Below are 19,473 nucleotides of genomic sequence, written 5' to 3'. Positions count from 1 at the left end.
GGTTCTTCTAGAATATAGGTAATCCTTTTTTACAAATAACAACCTAAGTGATGCTAAGAATTCAAATGTTGCATTTATGTAGAGTATCTAAATATATAATGAAACTTTCCGCTGTGAGAAAAGTGCTAGAAACACCATTGTTTCTAGCACTCGGGAGTTTTGAAACTTTAGGTTCAAAACTAAGTCATGGAACTTCGTAGAAGTTCGCTGACGTCCGTATTCACTTAAGGAAAGTTTCTAAGAGGAGTTTATCTTCAATCAAAAAGGAACCCGAAGGTTCCTTTTGTGTTATTTTCGATACATCTTGACCTGAAGGTAAAGATCGTTATAGACTCCAAGCAATTTCTTGCCTAATTGTTGATAGACTTCCAAATGGTCCAGTGTTTCATCGCTTGGATAGAAGGATTGGTCATCTTGGATTTCTTTTGGCAACATGGCTTTGGCTTTTTTATTTGGCGTTGAGTAGCCGACATAAAGAGCATTTTTCAAAGCATTTTTAGGACGAAGCATAAAGTTAATAAAAGCATATGCTGCTTCTTTATTTTTCACGGTTTTTGGAATGACAATGTTATCAAACCAAAGGTTGCTGGCTTCAGTTGGAACGACATAGCGAAGATCCTTATTGGCATCAAGCATTTGGCTAGCCTCTCCTGAGAAAGTAACTCCAATAGCCGCATTGTTTTGGATCATATACCCTTTCATCTCATCGGCCACCAAAGCTTTGATGTTTGGCGTCAAGGTGTAGAGTTTATCTACTGCCTCTTGCAATTTCTTTGGATCCTTTTCATTGAGGCTATAGCCCAAGGTATTGAGACCAATTCCCATGACCTCACGCGCACCATCGTACATCATGATGTCATTTCTGTACTCTTCACGCCAGAGATCTGACCAATGTTCAGGAGCATTTTTGACCATCTTGGTATTGTAGATAATCCCCAAGGTACCCCAGAAGTAAGGGACTGAATATTGGTTGCCGGGATCAAACGATTGGTTCAAGAGTTTTGGATCGATATTTTCCATCCCTTTGATCTTGGATTGGTCCAACTTTTCAACCAGATGCTCATCCATCATCTTAGCAATCATGTATTCACTAGGTATAGCAATATCGTAGGTGGTTCCCCCTTGCTTGATCTTAGTGTACATGGCTTCGTTGGAATCAAAGGTATCATATTGCACCTGAATTCCGGTTTCTTTTGTGAATTCCTTGAGCAAGTCTGGATCGATATAATCTCCCCAGTTGTAGATGACCAACTTGTCGCTATTCTTGGTATTCATGCTCGCTTCGATCTGGTGGCTAATTCCCCAGAGGACCAGAATGACAAGGACAATCCCAGTTAGGAATGAATAAAGTTTTTTCATGCTGCTTCCTCCTTTTCACGGGTAATAAAGTAATAACCGATGACCAAGAGCACACTAAAGAGAAAGACAAGGGCGGACAAGGCATTGATACTGAGGGAAATTCCTTGACGCGCACGTGAGTAGATCTCTACAGACAAGGTTGTAAAGCCATTTCCGGTTACAAAGAAGGTCACGGCAAAGTCATCAAGCGAATAGGTAAAGGCCATAAAGTAGCCAGCAATAATGGCTGGTGTCAGATACGGCAACATGATCTCTTTGAGCATTTGCACTTGGGTAGCTCCCAGGTCATAGGCAGCATTGACCATATCCCGGTTCATTTCCTTGAGTCGTGGCAAGACCATCAAGACCACAATGGGAATCGAGAAGGCCACGTGGCTAGCCAGAACAGATAGGAAACCTAGCTGGTACTTCACCGTCGTAAAGAGAATCAAGAAGCTGGCCCCGATCATAACGTCTGGTGCTACCATGAGAATGTTATTGATGGAGAGCAAAGGTCCTTCTAACTTCTTCTTCGATTGGTAGATATAAATGGCTCCAAAGGTTCCAATCACCGTCGCAATCAAGGCTGACAAGAAGGCCAAGAGGAAGGTCTCTGATAAGATCAGCATCAGGCGACTATCTGCGAACAATTCATTGAAATGCTCAAGCGTGAAGCCCGTGAAGGCATTCATATCTCCCCCTTTATTGAAGGCATAAAAGATCAAATAAAAGATAGGAAGATAGAGGATCAGAAAGACGAAACCTAGATAGAAATGAGATACTTTTTTCATCGTTCTCTCCTTTCTCTAGTTGCCCACATGGTAAAGAGCATAGCAAGGATCAGAACAACTCCGATGGTAGAACCCATTCCCCAGTTTTGTGTTGTCAGGAAGTGCTGTTCAATCGCAGTCCCTAAGGTAATGACGCGATTTCCACCGATCATCCGTGTCAACATGAAGAGGCTGAGACTAGGAATAAAGACAGACTGCACACCTGAGCGGACTCCATTCATGGACAAGGGGAAGACCACATGACGGAAGGTATCCCAACGATTGGCTCCCAAATCATAGCTGGCATTAATCAAGTTTGGATCTAAGTCATCTAAGACATTAAAGATCGGCAAAATCATAAAAGGCAACTCGATGTAGCTGGCTACAAAGATAAAGGAGAAATCGGTAAAGAGGATCTGCTGGGGAGCGACTCCGAGAAAGCTTAAAAAGCTATTGATGGAGCCGTTTTGACCAAAGATTCCGATAAAGGCATAGGCCTTGAGCAAGAGATTGACCCAAGTTGGCAAGACGATCAACATCAACCACAACTGCCGGTGTTTGAGAAGCGTCAAAAAGTAAGCAGTCGGATAGGAGATCAAGAGAGTCACCAGGGTGACAATTCCGGCATAAAGGACCGAATTAAAGCTCATCTTTAAATAGGTCAGATTTTGTGAAGTAAAGAACTCTTTGTAGTTTTCAAGTGAAAATTGTCCTTCAACGTTAAAAAAGGATTGAAAGATAATCATGACTACAGGAGCCAAGACAAATAGAAAAATCCACAAGAAATAGGGGAGGATAAATAGATTAGAGGTTGTTTTCTTCATCTCTCTCCTCCTCAATGGCATTAATCAAACCAGCTTCTTGCTCTTCCACTTCTACGTACTCTTCGATCCGCGCATCGAATTCTTCTTCGGTTTCATTGAGACGCATAACGTGGATATCTTCTGGTTCAAAGTCTAGCCCGATGACTTCTCCCACGATGGCCTTACGAGTAGAGTGAATCATCCACTCATTTCCCAAATCATCATAGGCGATGATCTCGTAATGCACACCACGGAAGAGCTGGGTGTCCACTTTCACTTGGAGCTTGCCTTCTTCAGGAAGAGTGATCTGCAAGTCTTCTGGACGAATAACGACTTCAACTGGTTCGTTTGGACGCATCCCTCCATCAACAGCTTCAAAGCGTTTGCCATTGAACTCAACCAAGTAGTCCTCGATCATGCGACCATCCAGAATGTTGGACTCCCCGATAAAGGTGGCTACAAAGTGGTTGATCGGTTCATCATAGATATCTACTGGTGTACCAGATTGGACGATCTCTCCTTCATTCATGACAAAGATCCAGTCACTCATGGCGAGGGCTTCTTCTTGGTCATGGGTAACAAAGACAAAGGTAATTCCCAAGCGTTGTTGCAATTCTCGCAACTCATACTGCATGTCTGTCCGCAGCTTCAAGTCAAGTGCAGACAAGGGCTCATCTAAAAGGACCACTCGTGGTTCATTAATAATAGCCCGGGCAATGGCTACCCGCTGGCGTTGACCACCGGATAATTTTTGGATCGAACGTTTTTCAAATCCCGCTAACTGGACCATTTTCAAGACTTCTGAAACCCGGCGTTCGATCTCAGCCTTGTCCACCTTTTTCAAACGAAGGGGAAAAGCCACATTTTCAAAGACCGTCATATGTGGAAACAGGGCATAGGACTGAAAGACGGTGTGGACATCCCGTTTGTTAGTAGGGACATCATTGATCCGTTCCCCGTCAAGATAGACATCTCCAGTCGTCGCATCCAAAAGACCGGCAATGATATTAAGGATGGTCGATTTTCCAGATCCAGATGCACCGAGCAGGGTATAGAACTTCCCTTCTTCCAATTCAAAATTGATATCCTTTAGGACAACGGTTCCGCTATCTTCAAAGACCTTTGAAACATTTTTAAACTCAATAATTGGTTTTTTCAATTCACATAAATTCCTTCTTTACTGCAATTACCAAACTGCTTTTCAAACGAAAATGCAGCGGCTGACAGGAAGACCTGTCAGACCACCAATACCTCTCGGGGACTTACTAGACTGCCCCACCTATTTACGGTATCGATAGGCACTCACCCCCTCTCCGACTGATGCTATCGATGGTTCACTATCAATTGTTCTTCAATACTTAAGCTCTTAGGCTTGGCCGATAATACGAACTTCTGGTTCTAAACGGACGCCTGAATGAGCTTCTACTGCCTCAATGACATGGGCGATCAAATCTTCGTAGTCCTTAGCTGTTCCATTATCGACATTGACCATAAAGCCGGCATGCTTTTCAGAAACTTCCACACCACCGATTCGATAGCCTTTCAGACCTGCTTCGCTGATCAATTGACCTGCAAAATGACCGACAGGACGCTTAAAGACGGATCCACAAGAAGGGTATTCAAGGGGTTGTTTCAACTGACGAAGATGGGTCAACCGATCCATCTCCTGCTTGATCGCCTCGTGATTGCCTGGTGACAAAGCAAATTTGGCAGAGATGACGACAGCACCTGTCTCTTGAATCTTAGAATGACGGTAGCCAAAAGCTAGTTCACCCACTGACAGAGTTTCGATCTCCCCATCTTTGGTCAAGACCTTACAGGATACGAGGACATGCGCGATCTCTCCCCCATAGGCTCCCGCATTCATAAAGACTGCGCCACCGACACTGCCTGGAATGCCACTAGCAAACTCGAAGCCTTTCAAACTATGGTGCAAGGCCACATGGGTGGTGTCGATGAGTTTAGCTCCTGCCTCTGCTTCGATCACATAACCATCCACACTGATGTCACGCAAGCGATCAAACATAATGACAAATCCCGGAATGCCCCCATCTCGGACAATGATATTGGACGCATTGCCCAGGACCATCCATGGGATTTGCTCTTGGTTGGCAAATTGGACGATGCGTTTTAATTCGTATTGGTTGCGAGGAAAAGCTAAAAATTCAGCATTCCCACCTACCTTTGTGAAGGTATAATGTTTTAAAGGTTCTTGAAAACGGATATCAATCCCTTCAAGAATTTGATTCATTTTTTCATTCATCTTTCTGTCTGTTCTCTCTATAAAAATACAAACTATTATACCAAATTTTTGACTATTTTTCGACTCTAAAAAACAAAAGAAGACCTATAATATTCAGGCCTTCCTTTTATCATTCATTATGCAATTTTACGAGCGATGGCACGATTCTTTTGTCCATCCAGAGCTGATTTGACCGAAATCCAAGCACCACCAAGAGTGAAGACAGCTAGCAATCCTAGATTCAAGTAAAATTTATCTGGGACGTCCCCTGAGAATGTCGCTTCATTGAGAAGCGTCCAGCTCATACCAAATGGCAAATCCAGTTCACTCATGAGCGCCAAAGTATAATCTAATTGGTTGACCAAAAAGACCGTCAAGACCATCAAAATAGCTGAAACTACCACACCTTTTTTAGTCAATTTCTTACCAAGGATCTCATAACCTTTGATGGTACAATAACCGAGGGCAGCCCCTGCTAAAACAGACACATAGCCGAGACGCGCTACCAAGAGGGCAACTGCTCCACCGATGATCACACCGATCACAGCCCCTACAATCCCTAAAAGGAAGTTTTCTTCCCGCGCTTCATAAGCCTCCACCGTATCTTGCACTTCGGCTTGGTAGGCTCTAAAGGTTGCATCGTCGATTAAGAAGATCGCATCTCCAATTTGATACAGACCGATTGGTCCTTCCTCACCCGTTTCCGCATTCACTTGCACAAATTGGTGGTTGAGTAAGAAATCAACAATATCTTGGATAGCTGTCCATAAGGTTTCGACAGCCTTCCCTTTGGTCATTCCACCTTTGACAACGATCGAGGTCAAGTAACCATCAGAAGAGATAGCATTAATGGCTTTTGATTGTTCTTTTAATTCATTCCAAAGAATTTCACTATCTTCGATCAAGTCTCCTTCGGAACCTTGTTTCACACTGAGTGAAATGGTAAATACATTCTTGGTTTGAGCGCCTTCAATGACCAACAAGAAGCCTTCACGCTCTCCATACATCACACGGGCTTCGCCATCAAATTGTAGACCAAGATCGGTAGCAATACTATATAAATATTCTGGTTTCATGTTTCCCCCTAAACTTTCGGGAAAGCTTGAGCTTTTCCCCATACAATTCCCATTCTACCATAGGAGAAGCAAAAAGGACATATACATTTGTATACATCCTTCTTTCATTTGTGTTACATTGAGGTTTATTTCTCAACACGAACGCCAAATGTGTCGATTTTAAGTTGGAAAATCTGACCATCTAGCCCGAGTTCTTCGAGAGCTGCGACAAAGGCTGCTGTATGCTCTGGCGCTAAGAGGTTCATGATCGTTGGGCCTGCTCCTGACAGATAGGTAGCATAAGCCCCATGCGCATGTGCGACTTCTTTGACCTGAGGGAACTCTTTGACAAGAGATTGACGGTAGCGCTCGTGGAAATGATCTGACTCGATGGAGCGACCAGCCGTCAGCAAATCTCCCTTGAGGAGAGCTGCGATAGCGACATTGGCTACGCTACTGGCTGCAACAGCTTCCTTATAAGACCATTCTTTCGGTAGGACATTCCGACTATCACTGGTCTTCAATTGGTAGCTCGGTACAACGGCCACAAGGTCACAGCTTGGGAAGTCAGCCGTGACATATTGGACATCTTCACCGATGTAGCTCGCAATGACCATATTCCCAAAGATAGCTGGAGCTACATTATCCGGATGACCTTCGATCTCGGTCGCGATGCGTAATTTCTCAGCGTCTGATAGCTGGAGGTTGGCTAATTGGTTGGCCAATTCAATCCCTGCGACAATGACCGAGCTAGAAGATCCAAGACCACGCGCCAAAGGCACTTCACTAGTCATCTTGATCCGATGGGGTTGCATATCAGTTGAGATAGAAAGAGCTGTTGAGAGCAAAAGGTTTTTCTCATCTGTCGGAATCCCTGCTCCAAGATCATGCTCAATAAACCAAGCATCTGCTGGTTCAAGGACTTCAATGGTCAAATAGCGAGTCACGGCAATCCCAACAGAATCAAATCCTGGCCCTACATTGGCACTGGTTGCTGGAACAATAATTTTCATGCTTATTCTCCCAAGACTTTAAAGGTATTCAAGAGTTCGAAATTCGCCTCTGAATCCAATTTTTCAACCAAGTTCTTGAATTGAGTTTGGTTAACTTGGTGAGTAATGATGACAACACTTGCATAGTGACCATCTGAGTCTTCTTGAAGGATTTGCTTGAAGGAAGCTCCTTCTGCATTAAAGATTTCCGCAAGACGCAAGATTTGACCAGTCGCATCTGGTGCTTTGATTGAGAAGTAATAATTGTTCTTCACGTCTTCTGGCTTAGCCAATTGAAGAGGGCGACTGTATTCATTGAAGGCTTTACCGATTGTTCCTTCTTTTAGTCGACGGACAATGCGAACGAGGTCGGCTACGACACTTGTCGCAGTTGGTTTTTGACCAGCACCTGGTCCGTAGTACATAGACTCACCAATACCGATGGATTCCACATAGACCGCATTCATGACATCATTCACTCCTGCGAGTGGATGTTGTTTTGGAAGGAAGGTTGGTGTCACTTCTGCTGCGATCCCTGACTCTGTTTCAACGATAGATCCGACCAGCTTAATGACATATCCAAGGCTTTGAGCAACCGATACATCTTGAGGAGTGATCTGGCTAATTCCTTTGTGACCTACTTGGTCAAATTGGATATTCATCCCAAAGGCAAATTGGCTCAAGATCACCATCTTGTAGGCAGCATCGATTCCTTCAACGTCGTTGGTTGGATCACTTTCAGCGTAACCAAGACGTTGCGCTTCTGCTAAAGCATCTTCATAAGTCCAGCCTTCTTCGACCATTTTGGTCATCATGAAGTTAGAGGTTCCATTGACCACACCAAGAACCTTGGTCACCTTGTCTGAGGCCAAAGAATTCACCAAAGTTCGAAGGATTGGGATCCCACCAGCTACGGCAGCTTCATAATAAAGAGCCACTTGGTGTTTTTTAGCAATCTCTAGCAACTCGCTTCCATGAACGGCAAGAAGGTCTTTGTTAGCAGAAACCACATGTTTGCCTGCTTCCAGCGCACGGGTGATAAAGGTCTTAGCTGGCTCGATACGGCCCATCAATTCCACCACGATGGCAATGTCTTTGTCTTCAATGATCTCATCGACATTGGTCACAAAGTTGTAGTCGTGACCAGCAGCTTGTAATTTTTCCTTTTCCGCATCATCTCGAACCAAGACCTTAGCGATCTCGATTTCATCTTGAGCTGCCTGGGTGATTTTTTCATGGTTTTCTTTTAATAAAAATGGTACGCCACTTGCAACAGTACCAAATCCTAGTAAGGCAATCTTAACAGACATCCTATTGACTCCTTGAATTTTCTATAGTAGCTCCATTATAACAAAAACTTGAGCGTTTGACAGCCAATTGCCTTAAAAATTCTGAATGTTCATGACAGGATCTGCCTGTAGCAAGTTCTGGAAAAGAACATAGAATTTGTGGTACAATAAAGAAAATAATGAAAACGGTGACAATATGAGTAAACGAAGAGTACCTAAAAAAATCAAAGCCCTACTTGGAATCAATGCCTTCCTCCTAGTCTGTATCTTTATTTGTAGCTTTCTTCTAATCAAGCGGATCACTCAACCTAGTGACGGGAATACCAGTGGCACTGCCGTGACGCGCTCGCTAGATGAACACAGTTCCTCTATCGAGTGGACCCGGGTGAAAAAGCCGGTCAAACTGCCCATCCTCATGTACCACTCCGTACACAATATGGCTGAGTCTGAAGCAGCCAATGCCAATCTGATTGTCGATCCAGAGACCTTTGAAAGCCAACTAAAGTCTCTAAAAAAAGCCGGTTACTACACCCTGACACCTGAGGAAGCCTATCGGATCCTCGCAAAAAATGAAGTGCCAAAAGGAAAGAAATATGTCTGGTTGACCTTTGATGATGGCGTCGAAGATTTCTATACCATTGTCTATCCGCTTCTTAAGAAATACAAGATGACCGCCACTAACAATATCATCACGGACTTTACCCAAAAGGAAAAAGAAAATGTCCTGACCTTTGACCAAATCAAAGAGATGAAAAGTGCTGGCTTGACCTTTGAAAGCCATACGGTCAATCATCCAGACCTAGCCAATTCCAGTCTTGAGACCCAAAAGAATGAGTTGGTCGCTTCTAAACGCCTGCTAGATAAGGTGCTAGATCAAAATACCAGCGTTATCGTCTACCCATCTGGTCGCTACAGCCAGGTCACGATCGACCAAGCCAAGAAAGCTGACTACAAATTAGGCCTCACCACTAAAAATGGACTCGCCAGCTCCGCTGATGGCCTCTATTCCCTCAAACGAGTCCGGATCCTTCCAACCACTACAGGAGAGGATCTCCTAGCCATGATCCAAGAATAAAGAAAGAGAGTGGGACAGAAATCGGTAATTCGTTAGAATTCGATTTCGTCGTCCCACCTCCGCACAGTTGAGTAGGGCTGTAAAAGCTGATGAAATCAGCGTAGTAGATCCCACTCAACCACTGCGTCTTGCTCGACAATCCAAAAATAATTGAGAGGCTAGGACTTTTGTCCCAGCCTCTTTTGTTAGAGTTCCTTCTCTAGTTCTTTTAGAAAGGTGATTAAAAACTGATGGCGACTTTCTGCTATTTGCTTAGCAGTCTCCGTGTTCATTTCATCTTTCAAGAGGAGCAACTTGTCATGGAAATGTTGGACGGTATCAGTGAGGGACCTCCCTTTGTGGCCACCATAGGAAAAAGTTCGCGCAATTCCTACAGCTCCTATCGCATCCAGGCGGTCTGCATCCTGGACAATCTTGCCTTCTAAGGTTTCTGGATGCTTACCGCGATTTTTGCTGAAAGAAACAGCATTGATAACCCGACAAATCTGGTCGATTTGGTCTTGAGGAATACCGATCTCTTCCAGAAACATGCGAGCATTCGCATTATTCTCTGTCTGAAACAATTTATCATCATCAGCATCGTGAAGAAGAGCTGACAAGCCCACTATCTCCAGATCACATGGACCTTCTGCTTGTGCGATTCTCATAGCATTGGTATAGACGCGGAGGGTATGCTCTACATCATGGCCATCCGCTCGATCAGCAAATAAGGTTTTCACATACTGCTTAGCAGCTTGGATTCGTTCTTCGATCATCTTTCTTGTCCTTTGTACAATCTGTGCTCAGTTTTATCTATTCATATGAGCTAGTTATGGAGAGGGGCAGTTTACTTTAAAACCACCTCTCGGTGGTGTTTACTTCTTCTTTTGTGGAAAGAGGGGCAGACCAAGTGTCGCGATCTTCTCAGCGGGGATCTTCATGCCATCCTTGATCCATTTGGAGATGACAGAGACGATGGCTGAGCTCCAGAAGGAATTGAGGTAGCTGCCAGCGCCATTCGAGGAGCTGCCATTTCGTTTTTCTAAAAAATCATAGACTGCCTTGGTCAAGAGCCGCTCGAAATTATAATCAATGGCTAGACTGATGATCTTGGCTTCTTTCTTGACTTCCTTAAAGAGGTAGACCCAAACTTGGTAGAGGTCTGTCTTGAGGTTATAGCCATCTAAAGACTTGGTAATCTTTGCGATACTAGATTGAAAGATGGACTCTAGAATCTCTTCTTTGGAGTCATAATTACGGTAAAAGGCTGCGCGAGAGACACCCGCACGCTGAACCAGCTCAGAGATGGTGATCTTTTTCAGATCTTTTTTCTCCAACAATTGCAGGAGAGAGATTTCGATGGATTCTCGTGTAATCGCATTGTTTTCTCGGTTAAATCGTTTGAGATTTTCCAAGGATTTCTCGGATATTTTTCTTTCTGCCATAACATTTACTTTCTATCTGTCTCACCTGATGATATCTGCTTGGATAGCATTGTACTTCATGATATAATTGTAAAAGAAGACATACTACTTGTCAATGTACATTTTTATACAATTATGAGGTATGAACTGATGAAATGGAAAATTATTGCGGATTCAGGCTGTGACTACCGCTCTTTGGACAATCTGGCACCGGATACGGAGTTTGTCAGTGTCCCATTGACCATCCAAGTGGGAGAAACTATCTACACAGATGATGTCCAACTCAATATCGATCAGATGATGGAAGAGATGTATGCGACTACGACTGCTTCTAAGTCTGCCTGTCCGAGTCCCGATGATTATATGAAGTCCTTTGAAGGAGCTGAAAATATCGTCGTTGTGACCATCACTGGAACCCTTTCAGGTAGCTACAATAGTGCTGAGGTGGCCAAGAAGATTTATCTAGAAGAGCATCCGAATACCAATATCCACGTCATTAATAGCTTGTCAGCTGGGGGTGAGGTGGACCTGATCGTTCGCAAGCTCAATCAGTTGGTCGCTGAAGGCCTTGATTTTGATCAAGTGGTCGATGTGATCACCACCTATCAGTCTAAGACGAAGTTGCTCTTTGTTTTGGCCAAGGTCGATAATCTGGTCAAAAATGGACGTCTCAGCAAATTGATCGGGACTGTTGTCGGGCTCCTCAATATCCGTATGGTCGGGGAAGCTAGTAAGACGGGTACCCTTGAGTTGCTTCAAAAAGCACGGGGCCAAAAGAAAGCGATCAAGGCTGCTTTTGATGAATTGATCAAGGCGGGTTATGCTGGCGGCCACATCACCATCGCCCACCGCAACAATGAAAAATTTATCGAGCAGTTCTCTGAATTGGTCCGTGAAAAATTTACCCGTGCAAACATCGAAGTCCTCCCTACTTCCGGACTATGTAGTTTCTATGCCGAAGAAGGCGGGCTCCTCATGGGCTATGAAATTTAAGTTTCCACTAAAAAAGAGGCTAGGACAAAAGTCCTAGCCTCTTCTTGTTTTTGGATTGTCGAGCAAGACGCAGTGGTTGAGTGGGCTTTACTACGCTGATTTCATCAGCTTTACAGCCCTACTCAACTGTTCGGAGGTGGGACGACGAAATCGAATTCTAAGGAATTACCGATTTCTGTCCCACTCTCTCTTTTTATTCTCCGATCTCTTGGTAGAGAGTGCGGATTTTTTTGCGGTAGATGGTGTAGCTGATTGCTGCTCCGATTAACAGGATGATACTATAAAGGATCACAGCAAGTAGGGTGCTGACGGAATGATAGGTCCAAATAAAGCTGACAATAATCAAAAGAAACATCACAAAGAGAAAGACAATCAAGAGAATAGACTGAAGGACTGCATTCCCACGATGACGGGTCATTAACTCCGTGATATTGGTCCAATTGGTGCTAAAGTTCTGAAAATCTTTGACATAGTCTCGGATGCAGATCGGAATGGTCGTTACAACCCAGATCAGCAACATGGCAAGGATAGCCAAGGGATGGATGCCAAAATAGAGACAAACGCCAACTAGAAGAATGACAGGAAGGATGGATTGCACCAGATAGAGCAACCAAAACTTCATGAAGAGATAGCGTTTGAAATCAATAGGGAGCGATCTCAAGTACTCAAAGTTTTCGCGCTCTAGCGAAATACCAATACTGGTCAAGCCTCCAAAACTATTGAAAACACCGATCAAGATGGCAACAAGGGTCAGTGGCACCAGATACTGGGGCGTCAGGTAAGGACTGAGGCCTCCTATATTTTTCGATGCTCCTGCTGCTCCACTGAGGAGGAAAATATATGGCAGAATACTCATCATCAAGAGGACTTGCACCATAAGTGTTCCATCGCTCAAGAGTCTACGATGATACTGAATGACAAACTGTCTAAAGGAGTCTTTCTGGCCCACATGGATGGCTTTCACGCGCTCTTTAACGGTTTGGTTGGTCGCAACTGCAAGGGCCGCATCATAGAACTGCGGTATCACGATTTTGCGAACCAGGCCGATCAAGACCAGAAGGACCAGGATCCAGCCCATGAGACCAAGGATCGCTTCTCCATCAAAAGGATGGAGGATGAACTGATGAAAGGCCGTAAAAGGTGGAAATAGAATGGGAATATCTGCGCCCCCTGTCACTTCTACCCGATGGGTCTGGACTAGATTCAGATAGAGATAAGCTCCTAGACTCAGAAGAGAACCAATTCCGACCATGATGTTGGAGACCAGGGTCGTGTGTTTTTTGAAAAATAGGGTCTTAGTGATCAGATGGGATAGGATGATCGTCGCTAAAAAGAGAACGCCTAAGAGAATTAAGGCACAAAAGAGGCCAAGCAGGATCCCTAACGGATTGAAGCCGCCTGCTTGGACAGGCAGGATCAAAAAATAGCTGACCAAGGGAAGGATAGCCATGAGAAGGGTCAGGATGACCGAGATACTCTTTCCAGCAATGACTTCCGCATCTGAGAAGGCATAGGGCCGGTAAAACTGGAGGTCCTTGCTTTCATAAAAGACATTGTAAAAGCTCATAAATCCTTGGGAAATGGTCATCAAGGAAAAGAGGGCCACCATATTGACAAAGAAGGCTGGTTGATGGACAAAATCATAGATGCTAAAAAGCAAGCCAAATATGACGAAATAGACCAATCCTAATAAGAGGTAGTTGAGCACTGATTTACGGGCGACATTGAGTTTGACGTCCGGTTTTTTGGCCTGTTTGGTACGTAATTTTGCGATCTGGGCCGGCTGACTAGCATAGATCATATTAACATTGACCAGTTGCTGGATAATCTTAAGACGCATGATCGCCACCTTCTTCCTTCCGACCCGCTAGACTGAGATAGATACTTTCCAGACTTTGTTCGGGGTGCTGTCCCTTCAATTCCTCGATCGTCCCATAGAAAATGAGATTTCCTTTTTTGAGAATAGCGATTTTATCACAGAGTTGTTCGGCCACTTCTAAGACGTGGGTAGAGAAAATAACCGTCTTGCCCCGATCCGCATGCTGGCGCATCATTTGTTTTAAATCGTAAGAAGCCTGTGGATCCAAACCGGTCATCGGTTCGTCCAAAACCCAGATATCTGGATCTGACAAGAGGGCTGCAATGACGAAGACCTTCTGACGCATCCCATGTGAAAAGGATTCAATCACTTCATAGCGGTGGCTCTGAAAATCAAAGATCCTAAGAAGCTCCTCTAAACGTTGGTCACAGTCTTTCTGACTCATATCATAAGAGGTCGCAACCAACTCCCAGAATTCATTGGCTGTGAGACGCAAGAAAAGATCTGGCGAATCTGCCACATAACCGATCTTCTTTTTGATCGCCAACCGATGGCTATAGAGGTCCTGACCATCCACTTCAATGGATCCAGTGGTTGGGGTGATGACACTGACCAGGCTCTTAATTGTCGTTGACTTTCCAGCTCCGTTGTGGCCAATCAGGCCGACAATTTGCCCATCCTCGATTGTCAGATCCAAGTGGTTGAGGGCAATGTGCCCATCGTAATCTTTGGTAACTCCGTGAAATGTAATCATGCTAACTCCCTTTTTGATCCTCACAGGGACCGTTTTTACTTATTCTGTTGATAAGCGATCATCGAAATGGTAGAGCAATTCTAGCAGATAGTTTGGAATGGTTTCCAAGAAGTCTTCTTTGTAGACCCGCTCTCCTCGCTTGTGCAATTCTTTGCCCCAAGGGCCTAGATTGACCGCTTGAACCTGAATTTGGGCAATTTTTTCCAGATCCAGATCATAGACCTGAGCTGGTGTGGCTAGGCTATCTAGGACGACTTGATAAGAAGCCACATCCTTTTCCAAGGCACAATAACTGGTGTCGTTAATCCCCATAAAGTATTCTTCGACTTTTAAGAGGTAACCTCTTGTGTCCAGATACTCGCGGTAATCAGTGATGAGGGACACGATATTGAAATCGGTATTGTCTAAAAAGCGGCAATTCATAGAAGGATAATATGGGGGCGCAAAACCGATGACCACCATAGGATCCTTATCTCCGAGAAACTCAAGGAGTCGCTGGATTTGCTGAATCGCAAGGCTCTGGTAGCTGGTCCCATTACGAAAATCTTGCTCCGCTTTTTTATTAGAAGCTTCTCTAAAGGCTTCATAACCCTCTAAGGCTTGGCAACGTTCCTCTAGTTCTTGATAGGTGATGACTCTTGGCTTTGCAATAACATGTTCTTGGCCAGCCTGATCCTGCAAGTGCTCATACTTCTTGTAAAAGGTGTCCAAGGCCTCCTGACTAAGCTCATAGATACGTTGCAAGAGCTCTTGCGGTGTTTTCTTCAAATGCAATACACTGAAATAACCAGCCGCATAGAGCACGGTCGATACATCGTACTGCTCCTTCAAATCTCTGAGATAGGACCAAGAAGGAAGGGGAGACGTTTCTCCCAAGGCTTGATCTGCCAGATCGGGATGAAGATCTAGCTGGCTTGCGATGGCTACTAAGAGGGACAAGGCATTGATCCCTTTAAGGGGCTCCTTCATATGGGACAAGACGCCTTGCGCCACAACGACTGGCATGAGTTTGCCGACTGTGCCAATGTGAAGGACCTTTTCTTTTCCTACTTCCGATTCAAAGGGTTCTGAATCCACTGCTAATACATAATTCAGATCAAACTTTTCCTGCAAATCTGTGAGGAGGCCCAAGGCTCCACGCATCCCACGTGAATAAGATTCCTCGTCTCCAACAGAGAGATAGAGCAGATTGACCTGGCCTCCTGAGGGATCTGCCGCATAGGCTTCCAGAACCCCCAATTGAAGGGCTAGGGCTGCTTTCATATCGCAAGACCCTCTGCCAAATTTCCAATCCCCAGAAGCTAAATCTTCCTGCATATCTTGCCGCCTATCCAGTGTTTTCAAGGCTTCTGCTACTTGATCAGAATCGAGCGCGATTTCTGCCAAATTTCCATAGTCTTCTAGATCGACTGTATCATGGTGATGGAAAAGGATTACTGTTTTTTTCTTGCCCTTATCAACCAAGGCCCAATTGACCGATCGATGCAAGTGATCCTGTGGCACCTGATAGCGTCCAAAATAGTCCGGATGTTCCTTGAAATAGGGGATTTGTCCAATCCGTTGATCCAGGTAGGCTTCGATTCCTTGTTCGGTCTCAGTATTGGTGAAGCTTGGAATCGCCAAGGCTTCGGTAAAAATCGTTTCGATGCTCTCTCTATTGGTGGTTTTCACTTTCTCTCCATCCTTCTTTTCTATTATTCATCTTTGTGAGCTTTGCCAAGTGACAAGAGGCTGGTGAGCATGAGTCCTAGGAAGCCAAAGAGGGTCCAAGGGCTTGTTGCTTGACCTGTTTTTGGAAGGCTTGGTTGGCTTGTCACTTCTATCTTATCTTTATCAGCTCTTTGAGCCAATTCTTGTGCAGTTTCTTCTTTTTGTTCCTTACGGAAGTCCATCAGATCCCGACCGTGGCTTGGTTTTTGAGGAATTTCAGAAATAGCTGGATTGGTTGGAGTCATTAGATTACTTGGAACAATTGGTTTTTCTGCTTGATCTACTGGACTTGGGTCTTGTTCAGGATCTACTTTTGGATGAATGGTTGCAATTGGTAGGATCCGATCTGCTAATGTGGCATACTCTGTATCTTTTTCACTCGGTTGATAACGGAACAAGAGAGACCGACTGTCTTCTACGATTGGAATCGTTGCAGAAATAGAATCTGTCTTGAAGGTCACTTCATAAGGATCTGCAAAATAGATGTAATCTGGATCATAGGTGTGCAAACTCAAAACCAGTCGATGACCTTTTTTCACTGTATAGAGATTTGGTTGCAGATACATGGTGTAATCATGAAATTCATTTTCTTTCAGATCAATAGAATGACTAGAACTTGCTGAGTCATAGCGAGATGCTGGATTGGCCAGATTCATCCAACCACGCGCAATCACCACACTCTTAACCTTGTGGGTCTTGTAACGTTTGAGAGGTAAGGTTTCAAGGTTGCTACCATTCCAGTAGCCTGTCTCGTCGATCGTTTCCTTGTCCAATGTGCGTGTGCTGTAACCGTCTTTGTCATAGGTGATTTCTTCTTTGACCACATCAAAGTCTTCGTCTGAGACATCCATCAAGGTCGCACTGACATGGGCATGGTTTTTGTCTCCCTTGACAAAAGCAGCGCTAAAATGCACAGGAATATGCCCTTTGATGGTGACATCTTGGTCGACAGGTGCTGCATAGGAAGCCGCTACTTCTGAGGAATGGAAGGCCGCATCTTGGTTACGTGTAGTCCAGTTATTTCCCGTACCATAGTAATCACCGGTTACTGTCACATCCTCCCGTTTGGAGTAGATTCGAGCAGAGATGGCATTGTTGGTATCCCATTTATCAAAACGACGCCATTTACTTGGATCTAGATTGTCCTGTGCTGTTACTTGCGGAAGGTTTTCAATCCCATTTTCAATACCATAGAGGTAATGGCTATACCAGAGATTCATCAGGTCATTAAAGGCTTGACCTGCGACTTCTGTCCCTGACCAACGAGTAGATGGATAGATGTGATTGCCCTGGTGGAGCAAGACCTTGGCATCGATCCCCGCCTTTTTATAGGCTTCTAACATGAGTTCAAAATGTTTTGGTTTAACATTGTCATCATTGAGCCCTTGAATGATGAGAGGGGCTGCTTTCAAGTTGGCTGCGTTGAGCGTGTAGTCGCGTTTGGCATATTCTTCGTTGTAATTATGACCATCCTTGTGTTGGAGCTCATTGAGCTTGGTGATATAGGCTGCATAGTAATCCTTGACCTTGTCCCAATCTTCCTTATCAAGGATTCGTCCTGATGTATAGACAGATAGCCAAGATAGGTCATTGGAAGCTCCGGTATCAAGAGGAGATCCTTGGCTGTTGAAATGGTCATACCAACTAGCAATACCTGCAGCTGGCACAATGGTCTTGAGTCCTTCCACCCCAGTAGAAGCTACACCAAATGTTGTCGTACCTGCCCAAGATAAACCAGTCATAGCGACGTTTCCGTTGGACCAGTCCGCCTTGACTTCCTGGTTGCTAGTCTTATCAGAGTAGGCTTTGCGTTTACCATTGAGCCATTCAACGATATTTTTGTAAGCAGCTACTTCAAGGTCAGAGCCGGTCGTATTGATCCCGTCTGATCCTTTTGAGCCCAAACCACTGCTGGTCACCACTGCATAACCACGAACTAAGAAATAATTGTACCAGTTTAGATTTTCGTAATCATAATGCGTATAATCTTCAGAACTTTCACGCGGATTAACGTAGTACCAATCCTTTGGATCAGTCGCTTTGGCTACTTCTTCTGTCGTAACAGTCTTGGTTGCTTGGCGTTTGGCAGGTTTTTCATAGAGCTTGGCCATATCGAAGTTTCCACCTTCTTTGAGACCAATTCCCTCTAAGGTGCGCTCCTCTGTTGTTCCTGTTACATATGGGCTGGCTTCAAAGATGCTGGCTGCCTTATAGTCCCCATTGACAGCAGCTTTTGGCACCTGCACAAAGGTCTTGACCAAGTCAGGCTTGCCGTCTCCATCCGTATCATAATCGGTTTCCACATAGACAATATAGCGGACGATGTCACTCTTGTCATAAGAGTAATGCTCCGGATCGTCTCCTGGCGTAAATGGGAAAATAGGTTGTGCTTTGCCATTCAAAAAGAGAGGTGTCTTCTTGTCTGCGCGGTAAGCGGCACGGAGCTGTTTGGCTACATCAACCATTGAAGTGAGATTAGTAACTGGAGCAGATCCCTCCACTCCTTCCTTGACCATCCCTAGGCTCTTGGCAAAAACTAAGCGGTCTTTATCAGTAGATCCGACTTGATTTTCCTTGGTTGAAGCCCAGTTCAATAGTTGATTGACTGCCTCCGTCACAGTGACTTCTTTTTCACGATCCTGGTCGGTTACAGTTGCACCAGTGATTTCAGCCAAGTCTCCTTGGGTTACTTTTGGAGTCGCGCGCTCCTCTTGACTGCCAACGGTAGGCGTCGCAGGCACAGGGCTTGGCTGATTGGCTAGAGTGGACTCAACAGTTGGGGCGCTCACTACCGCTGGACTTGACGCAGGTTCTTCATGTAGCTCAGTCGTCGGAGTAGTTGTCGGAGCGGTTGGCGAAGTGGTTGGTCTGTTAATTTCTGAAACCTCTTCCACTTTTTCAGGCTGTACGGTTTCTTTAGTGTCTCCTTGTGTTGAGGTCACTGTTTCAGTAACTTCAGGACTTGCCGTAGAAGGAGTAACCGTCTCCTCAGTAGTTGTGCTACTTACTTGGTCTGCTTGCACATGCTGGGCGAGTACAGCAGGACTAATCAGTAAACCTGCAACGAGTAGAGAAACAAGAGTTGTTTTTTTCATAAAATGGTCTCCTTTCACCATTTTCAAAGTCAGTCCTAGCGGAACCCGACTCTATTTTTTTATATTCTCACTTTATTTCTTTCATGTATGCGATTTCTTTTTTAGAAAGGGCTTGCTTCCAGCGCAAAAGTTTGT

At 44.6% G+C, this 19,473-nt stretch carries 16 protein-coding genes; 2 read left to right on the top strand and 14 right to left on the bottom strand.

The genetic code is table 11. The features are described 5' to 3' along the window. Nucleotides 1-288: 288 nt before the first annotated feature. The 8 genes from ABVF55_RS05140 to ABVF55_RS05105 form a co-directional block, all read right to left on the bottom strand. Entirely contained in the window at nt 289-1,359 is a 1,071-nt protein-coding gene (locus tag ABVF55_RS05140) for an ABC transporter substrate-binding protein (protein WP_049484027.1), read from the bottom strand. Continuing rightward, nucleotides 1,356-2,129: an ABC transporter permease gene (locus tag ABVF55_RS05135; protein ID WP_003002847.1), complete on the bottom strand. Its 774-nt coding sequence runs from the start codon at nt 2,127-2,129 to the stop codon at nt 1,356-1,358. Before ABVF55_RS05135 ends, ABVF55_RS05140 begins: the two co-directional genes overlap by 4 nt. Continuing rightward, nucleotides 2,126-2,932, bottom strand: coding sequence for an ABC transporter permease (locus ABVF55_RS05130; RefSeq protein WP_003011144.1), 807 nt, complete (start codon nt 2,930-2,932; stop codon nt 2,126-2,128). The genes ABVF55_RS05135 and ABVF55_RS05130 overlap by 4 nt, the downstream gene beginning before the upstream one ends. After that, on the bottom strand, nt 2,913-4,070 hold the full coding sequence (locus ABVF55_RS05125; protein WP_003002881.1) for an ABC transporter ATP-binding protein: 1,158 nt from the start codon (nt 4,068-4,070) through the stop codon (nt 2,913-2,915). The genes ABVF55_RS05130 and ABVF55_RS05125 overlap by 20 nt, the downstream gene beginning before the upstream one ends. Nucleotides 4,071-4,277: 207 nt before the next feature. Then, complete coding sequence (gene murB / locus ABVF55_RS05120) at nt 4,278-5,174, bottom strand: UDP-N-acetylmuramate dehydrogenase (protein WP_445284981.1); 897 nt, start codon at nt 5,172-5,174, stop codon at nt 4,278-4,280. Between the two features lie 116 nt (nt 5,175-5,290). Further along, nucleotides 5,291-6,271: a hypothetical protein gene (locus ABVF55_RS05115; protein ID WP_445284980.1), complete on the bottom strand. Its 981-nt coding sequence runs from the start codon at nt 6,269-6,271 to the stop codon at nt 5,291-5,293. Nucleotides 6,272-6,354: 83 nt separating this feature from the next. Continuing rightward, nucleotides 6,355-7,221 carry a homoserine kinase gene (gene thrB / locus ABVF55_RS05110; RefSeq protein WP_445284979.1) on the bottom strand — a complete coding sequence of 289 codons (867 nt, stop codon included), beginning with the start codon at nt 7,219-7,221 and terminating at the stop codon, nt 6,355-6,357. A 2-nt stretch (nt 7,222-7,223) separates the two neighbouring features. Continuing rightward, the gene (locus ABVF55_RS05105) at nt 7,224-8,510 is read right to left on the bottom strand and encodes a homoserine dehydrogenase (protein WP_023918393.1); all 1,287 of its coding nucleotides are present in this window, start codon (nt 8,508-8,510) and stop codon (nt 7,224-7,226) included. A 175-nt stretch (nt 8,511-8,685) separates the two neighbouring features. On the opposite strand from ABVF55_RS05105, the gene ABVF55_RS05100 reads away from it, so the two are divergent. Further along, nucleotides 8,686-9,564, top strand: coding sequence for a polysaccharide deacetylase family protein (locus ABVF55_RS05100; protein ID WP_445284978.1), 879 nt, complete (start codon nt 8,686-8,688; stop codon nt 9,562-9,564). Between the two features lie 185 nt (nt 9,565-9,749). On the opposite strand, the gene ABVF55_RS05095 is transcribed toward ABVF55_RS05100, so the two are convergent. Together ABVF55_RS05095 and ABVF55_RS05090 are read right to left on the bottom strand one after the other, a co-directional pair. Then, on the bottom strand, nt 9,750-10,319 hold the full coding sequence (locus ABVF55_RS05095; RefSeq protein ID WP_445284977.1) for an HD domain-containing protein: 570 nt from the start codon (nt 10,317-10,319) through the stop codon (nt 9,750-9,752). Nucleotides 10,320-10,418: 99 nt separating this feature from the next. After that, entirely contained in the window at nt 10,419-10,988 is a 570-nt protein-coding gene (locus ABVF55_RS05090; protein ID WP_003010925.1) for a TetR/AcrR family transcriptional regulator, read from the bottom strand. Between the two features lie 129 nt (nt 10,989-11,117). On the opposite strand from ABVF55_RS05090, the gene ABVF55_RS05085 reads away from it, so the two are divergent. Then, nucleotides 11,118-11,960, top strand: a complete 843-nt coding sequence (locus ABVF55_RS05085; protein ID WP_320909968.1) for a DegV family protein — start codon at nt 11,118-11,120, stop codon at nt 11,958-11,960. 193 nt (nt 11,961-12,153) lie between these two features. Here ABVF55_RS05085 and ABVF55_RS05080 read toward each other — a convergent pair whose 3' ends face one another. The 4 genes from ABVF55_RS05080 to ABVF55_RS05065 are packed head-to-tail and all read right to left on the bottom strand — an operon-like array spanning nt 12,154 to nt 19,338. Further along, nucleotides 12,154-13,800 carry a hypothetical protein gene (locus ABVF55_RS05080; protein ID WP_445284976.1) on the bottom strand — a complete coding sequence of 549 codons (1,647 nt, stop codon included), beginning with the start codon at nt 13,798-13,800 and terminating at the stop codon, nt 12,154-12,156. Further along, nucleotides 13,790-14,533: an ABC transporter ATP-binding protein gene (locus ABVF55_RS05075; protein WP_003010968.1), complete on the bottom strand. Its 744-nt coding sequence runs from the start codon at nt 14,531-14,533 to the stop codon at nt 13,790-13,792. The genes ABVF55_RS05080 and ABVF55_RS05075 overlap by 11 nt, the downstream gene beginning before the upstream one ends. A 39-nt stretch (nt 14,534-14,572) precedes the next feature. Then, nucleotides 14,573-16,204, bottom strand: a complete 1,632-nt coding sequence (locus ABVF55_RS05070; RefSeq protein ID WP_151191274.1) for a M20/M25/M40 family metallo-hydrolase — start codon at nt 16,202-16,204, stop codon at nt 14,573-14,575. Nucleotides 16,205-16,227: 23 nt separating this feature from the next. After that, nucleotides 16,228-19,338 carry a CocE/NonD family hydrolase gene (locus ABVF55_RS05065; protein ID WP_445284975.1) on the bottom strand — a complete coding sequence of 1,037 codons (3,111 nt, stop codon included), beginning with the start codon at nt 19,336-19,338 and terminating at the stop codon, nt 16,228-16,230. Nucleotides 19,339-19,473: the final 135 nt, after the last annotated feature.

Source organism: Streptococcus sp. KHUD_012 (genome assembly GCF_052588255.1).
Note: the sequence above shows the minus strand (reverse complement) of the source record. Positions and strands in the feature narration are given on the sequence as shown.

Coding starts and splice junctions, on each gene's coding strand:
- ABVF55_RS05140 (WP_049484027.1), bottom strand. CDS start 1,359: ATGAAAAAACTTTATTCATTCCTAACTGGGATTGTCCTTGTCATTCTG.
- ABVF55_RS05135 (WP_003002847.1), bottom strand. CDS start 2,129: ATGAAAAAAGTATCTCATTTCTATCTAGGTTTCGTCTTTCTGATCCTC.
- ABVF55_RS05130 (WP_003011144.1), bottom strand. CDS start 2,932: ATGAAGAAAACAACCTCTAATCTATTTATCCTCCCCTATTTCTTGTGG.
- murB (WP_445284981.1), bottom strand. CDS start 5,174: ATGAATGAAAAAATGAATCAAATTCTTGAAGGGATTGATATCCGTTTT.
- ABVF55_RS05115 (WP_445284980.1), bottom strand. CDS start 6,271: ATGGGGAAAAGCTCAAGCTTTCCCGAAAGTTTAGGGGGAAACATGAAA.
- thrB (WP_445284979.1), bottom strand. CDS start 7,221: ATGAAAATTATTGTTCCAGCAACCAGTGCCAATGTAGGGCCAGGATTT.
- ABVF55_RS05105 (WP_023918393.1), bottom strand. CDS start 8,510: ATGTCTGTTAAGATTGCCTTACTAGGATTTGGTACTGTTGCAAGTGGC.
- ABVF55_RS05100 (WP_445284978.1), top strand. CDS start 8,686: ATGAGTAAACGAAGAGTACCTAAAAAAATCAAAGCCCTACTTGGAATC.
- ABVF55_RS05095 (WP_445284977.1), bottom strand. CDS start 10,319: ATGATCGAAGAACGAATCCAAGCTGCTAAGCAGTATGTGAAAACCTTA.
- ABVF55_RS05090 (WP_003010925.1), bottom strand. CDS start 10,988: ATGGCAGAAAGAAAAATATCCGAGAAATCCTTGGAAAATCTCAAACGA.
- ABVF55_RS05085 (WP_320909968.1), top strand. CDS start 11,118: ATGAAATGGAAAATTATTGCGGATTCAGGCTGTGACTACCGCTCTTTG.
- ABVF55_RS05080 (WP_445284976.1), bottom strand. CDS start 13,800: ATGCGTCTTAAGATTATCCAGCAACTGGTCAATGTTAATATGATCTAT.
- ABVF55_RS05075 (WP_003010968.1), bottom strand. CDS start 14,533: ATGATTACATTTCACGGAGTTACCAAAGATTACGATGGGCACATTGCC.
- ABVF55_RS05065 (WP_445284975.1), bottom strand. CDS start 19,338: ATGAAAAAAACAACTCTTGTTTCTCTACTCGTTGCAGGTTTACTGATT.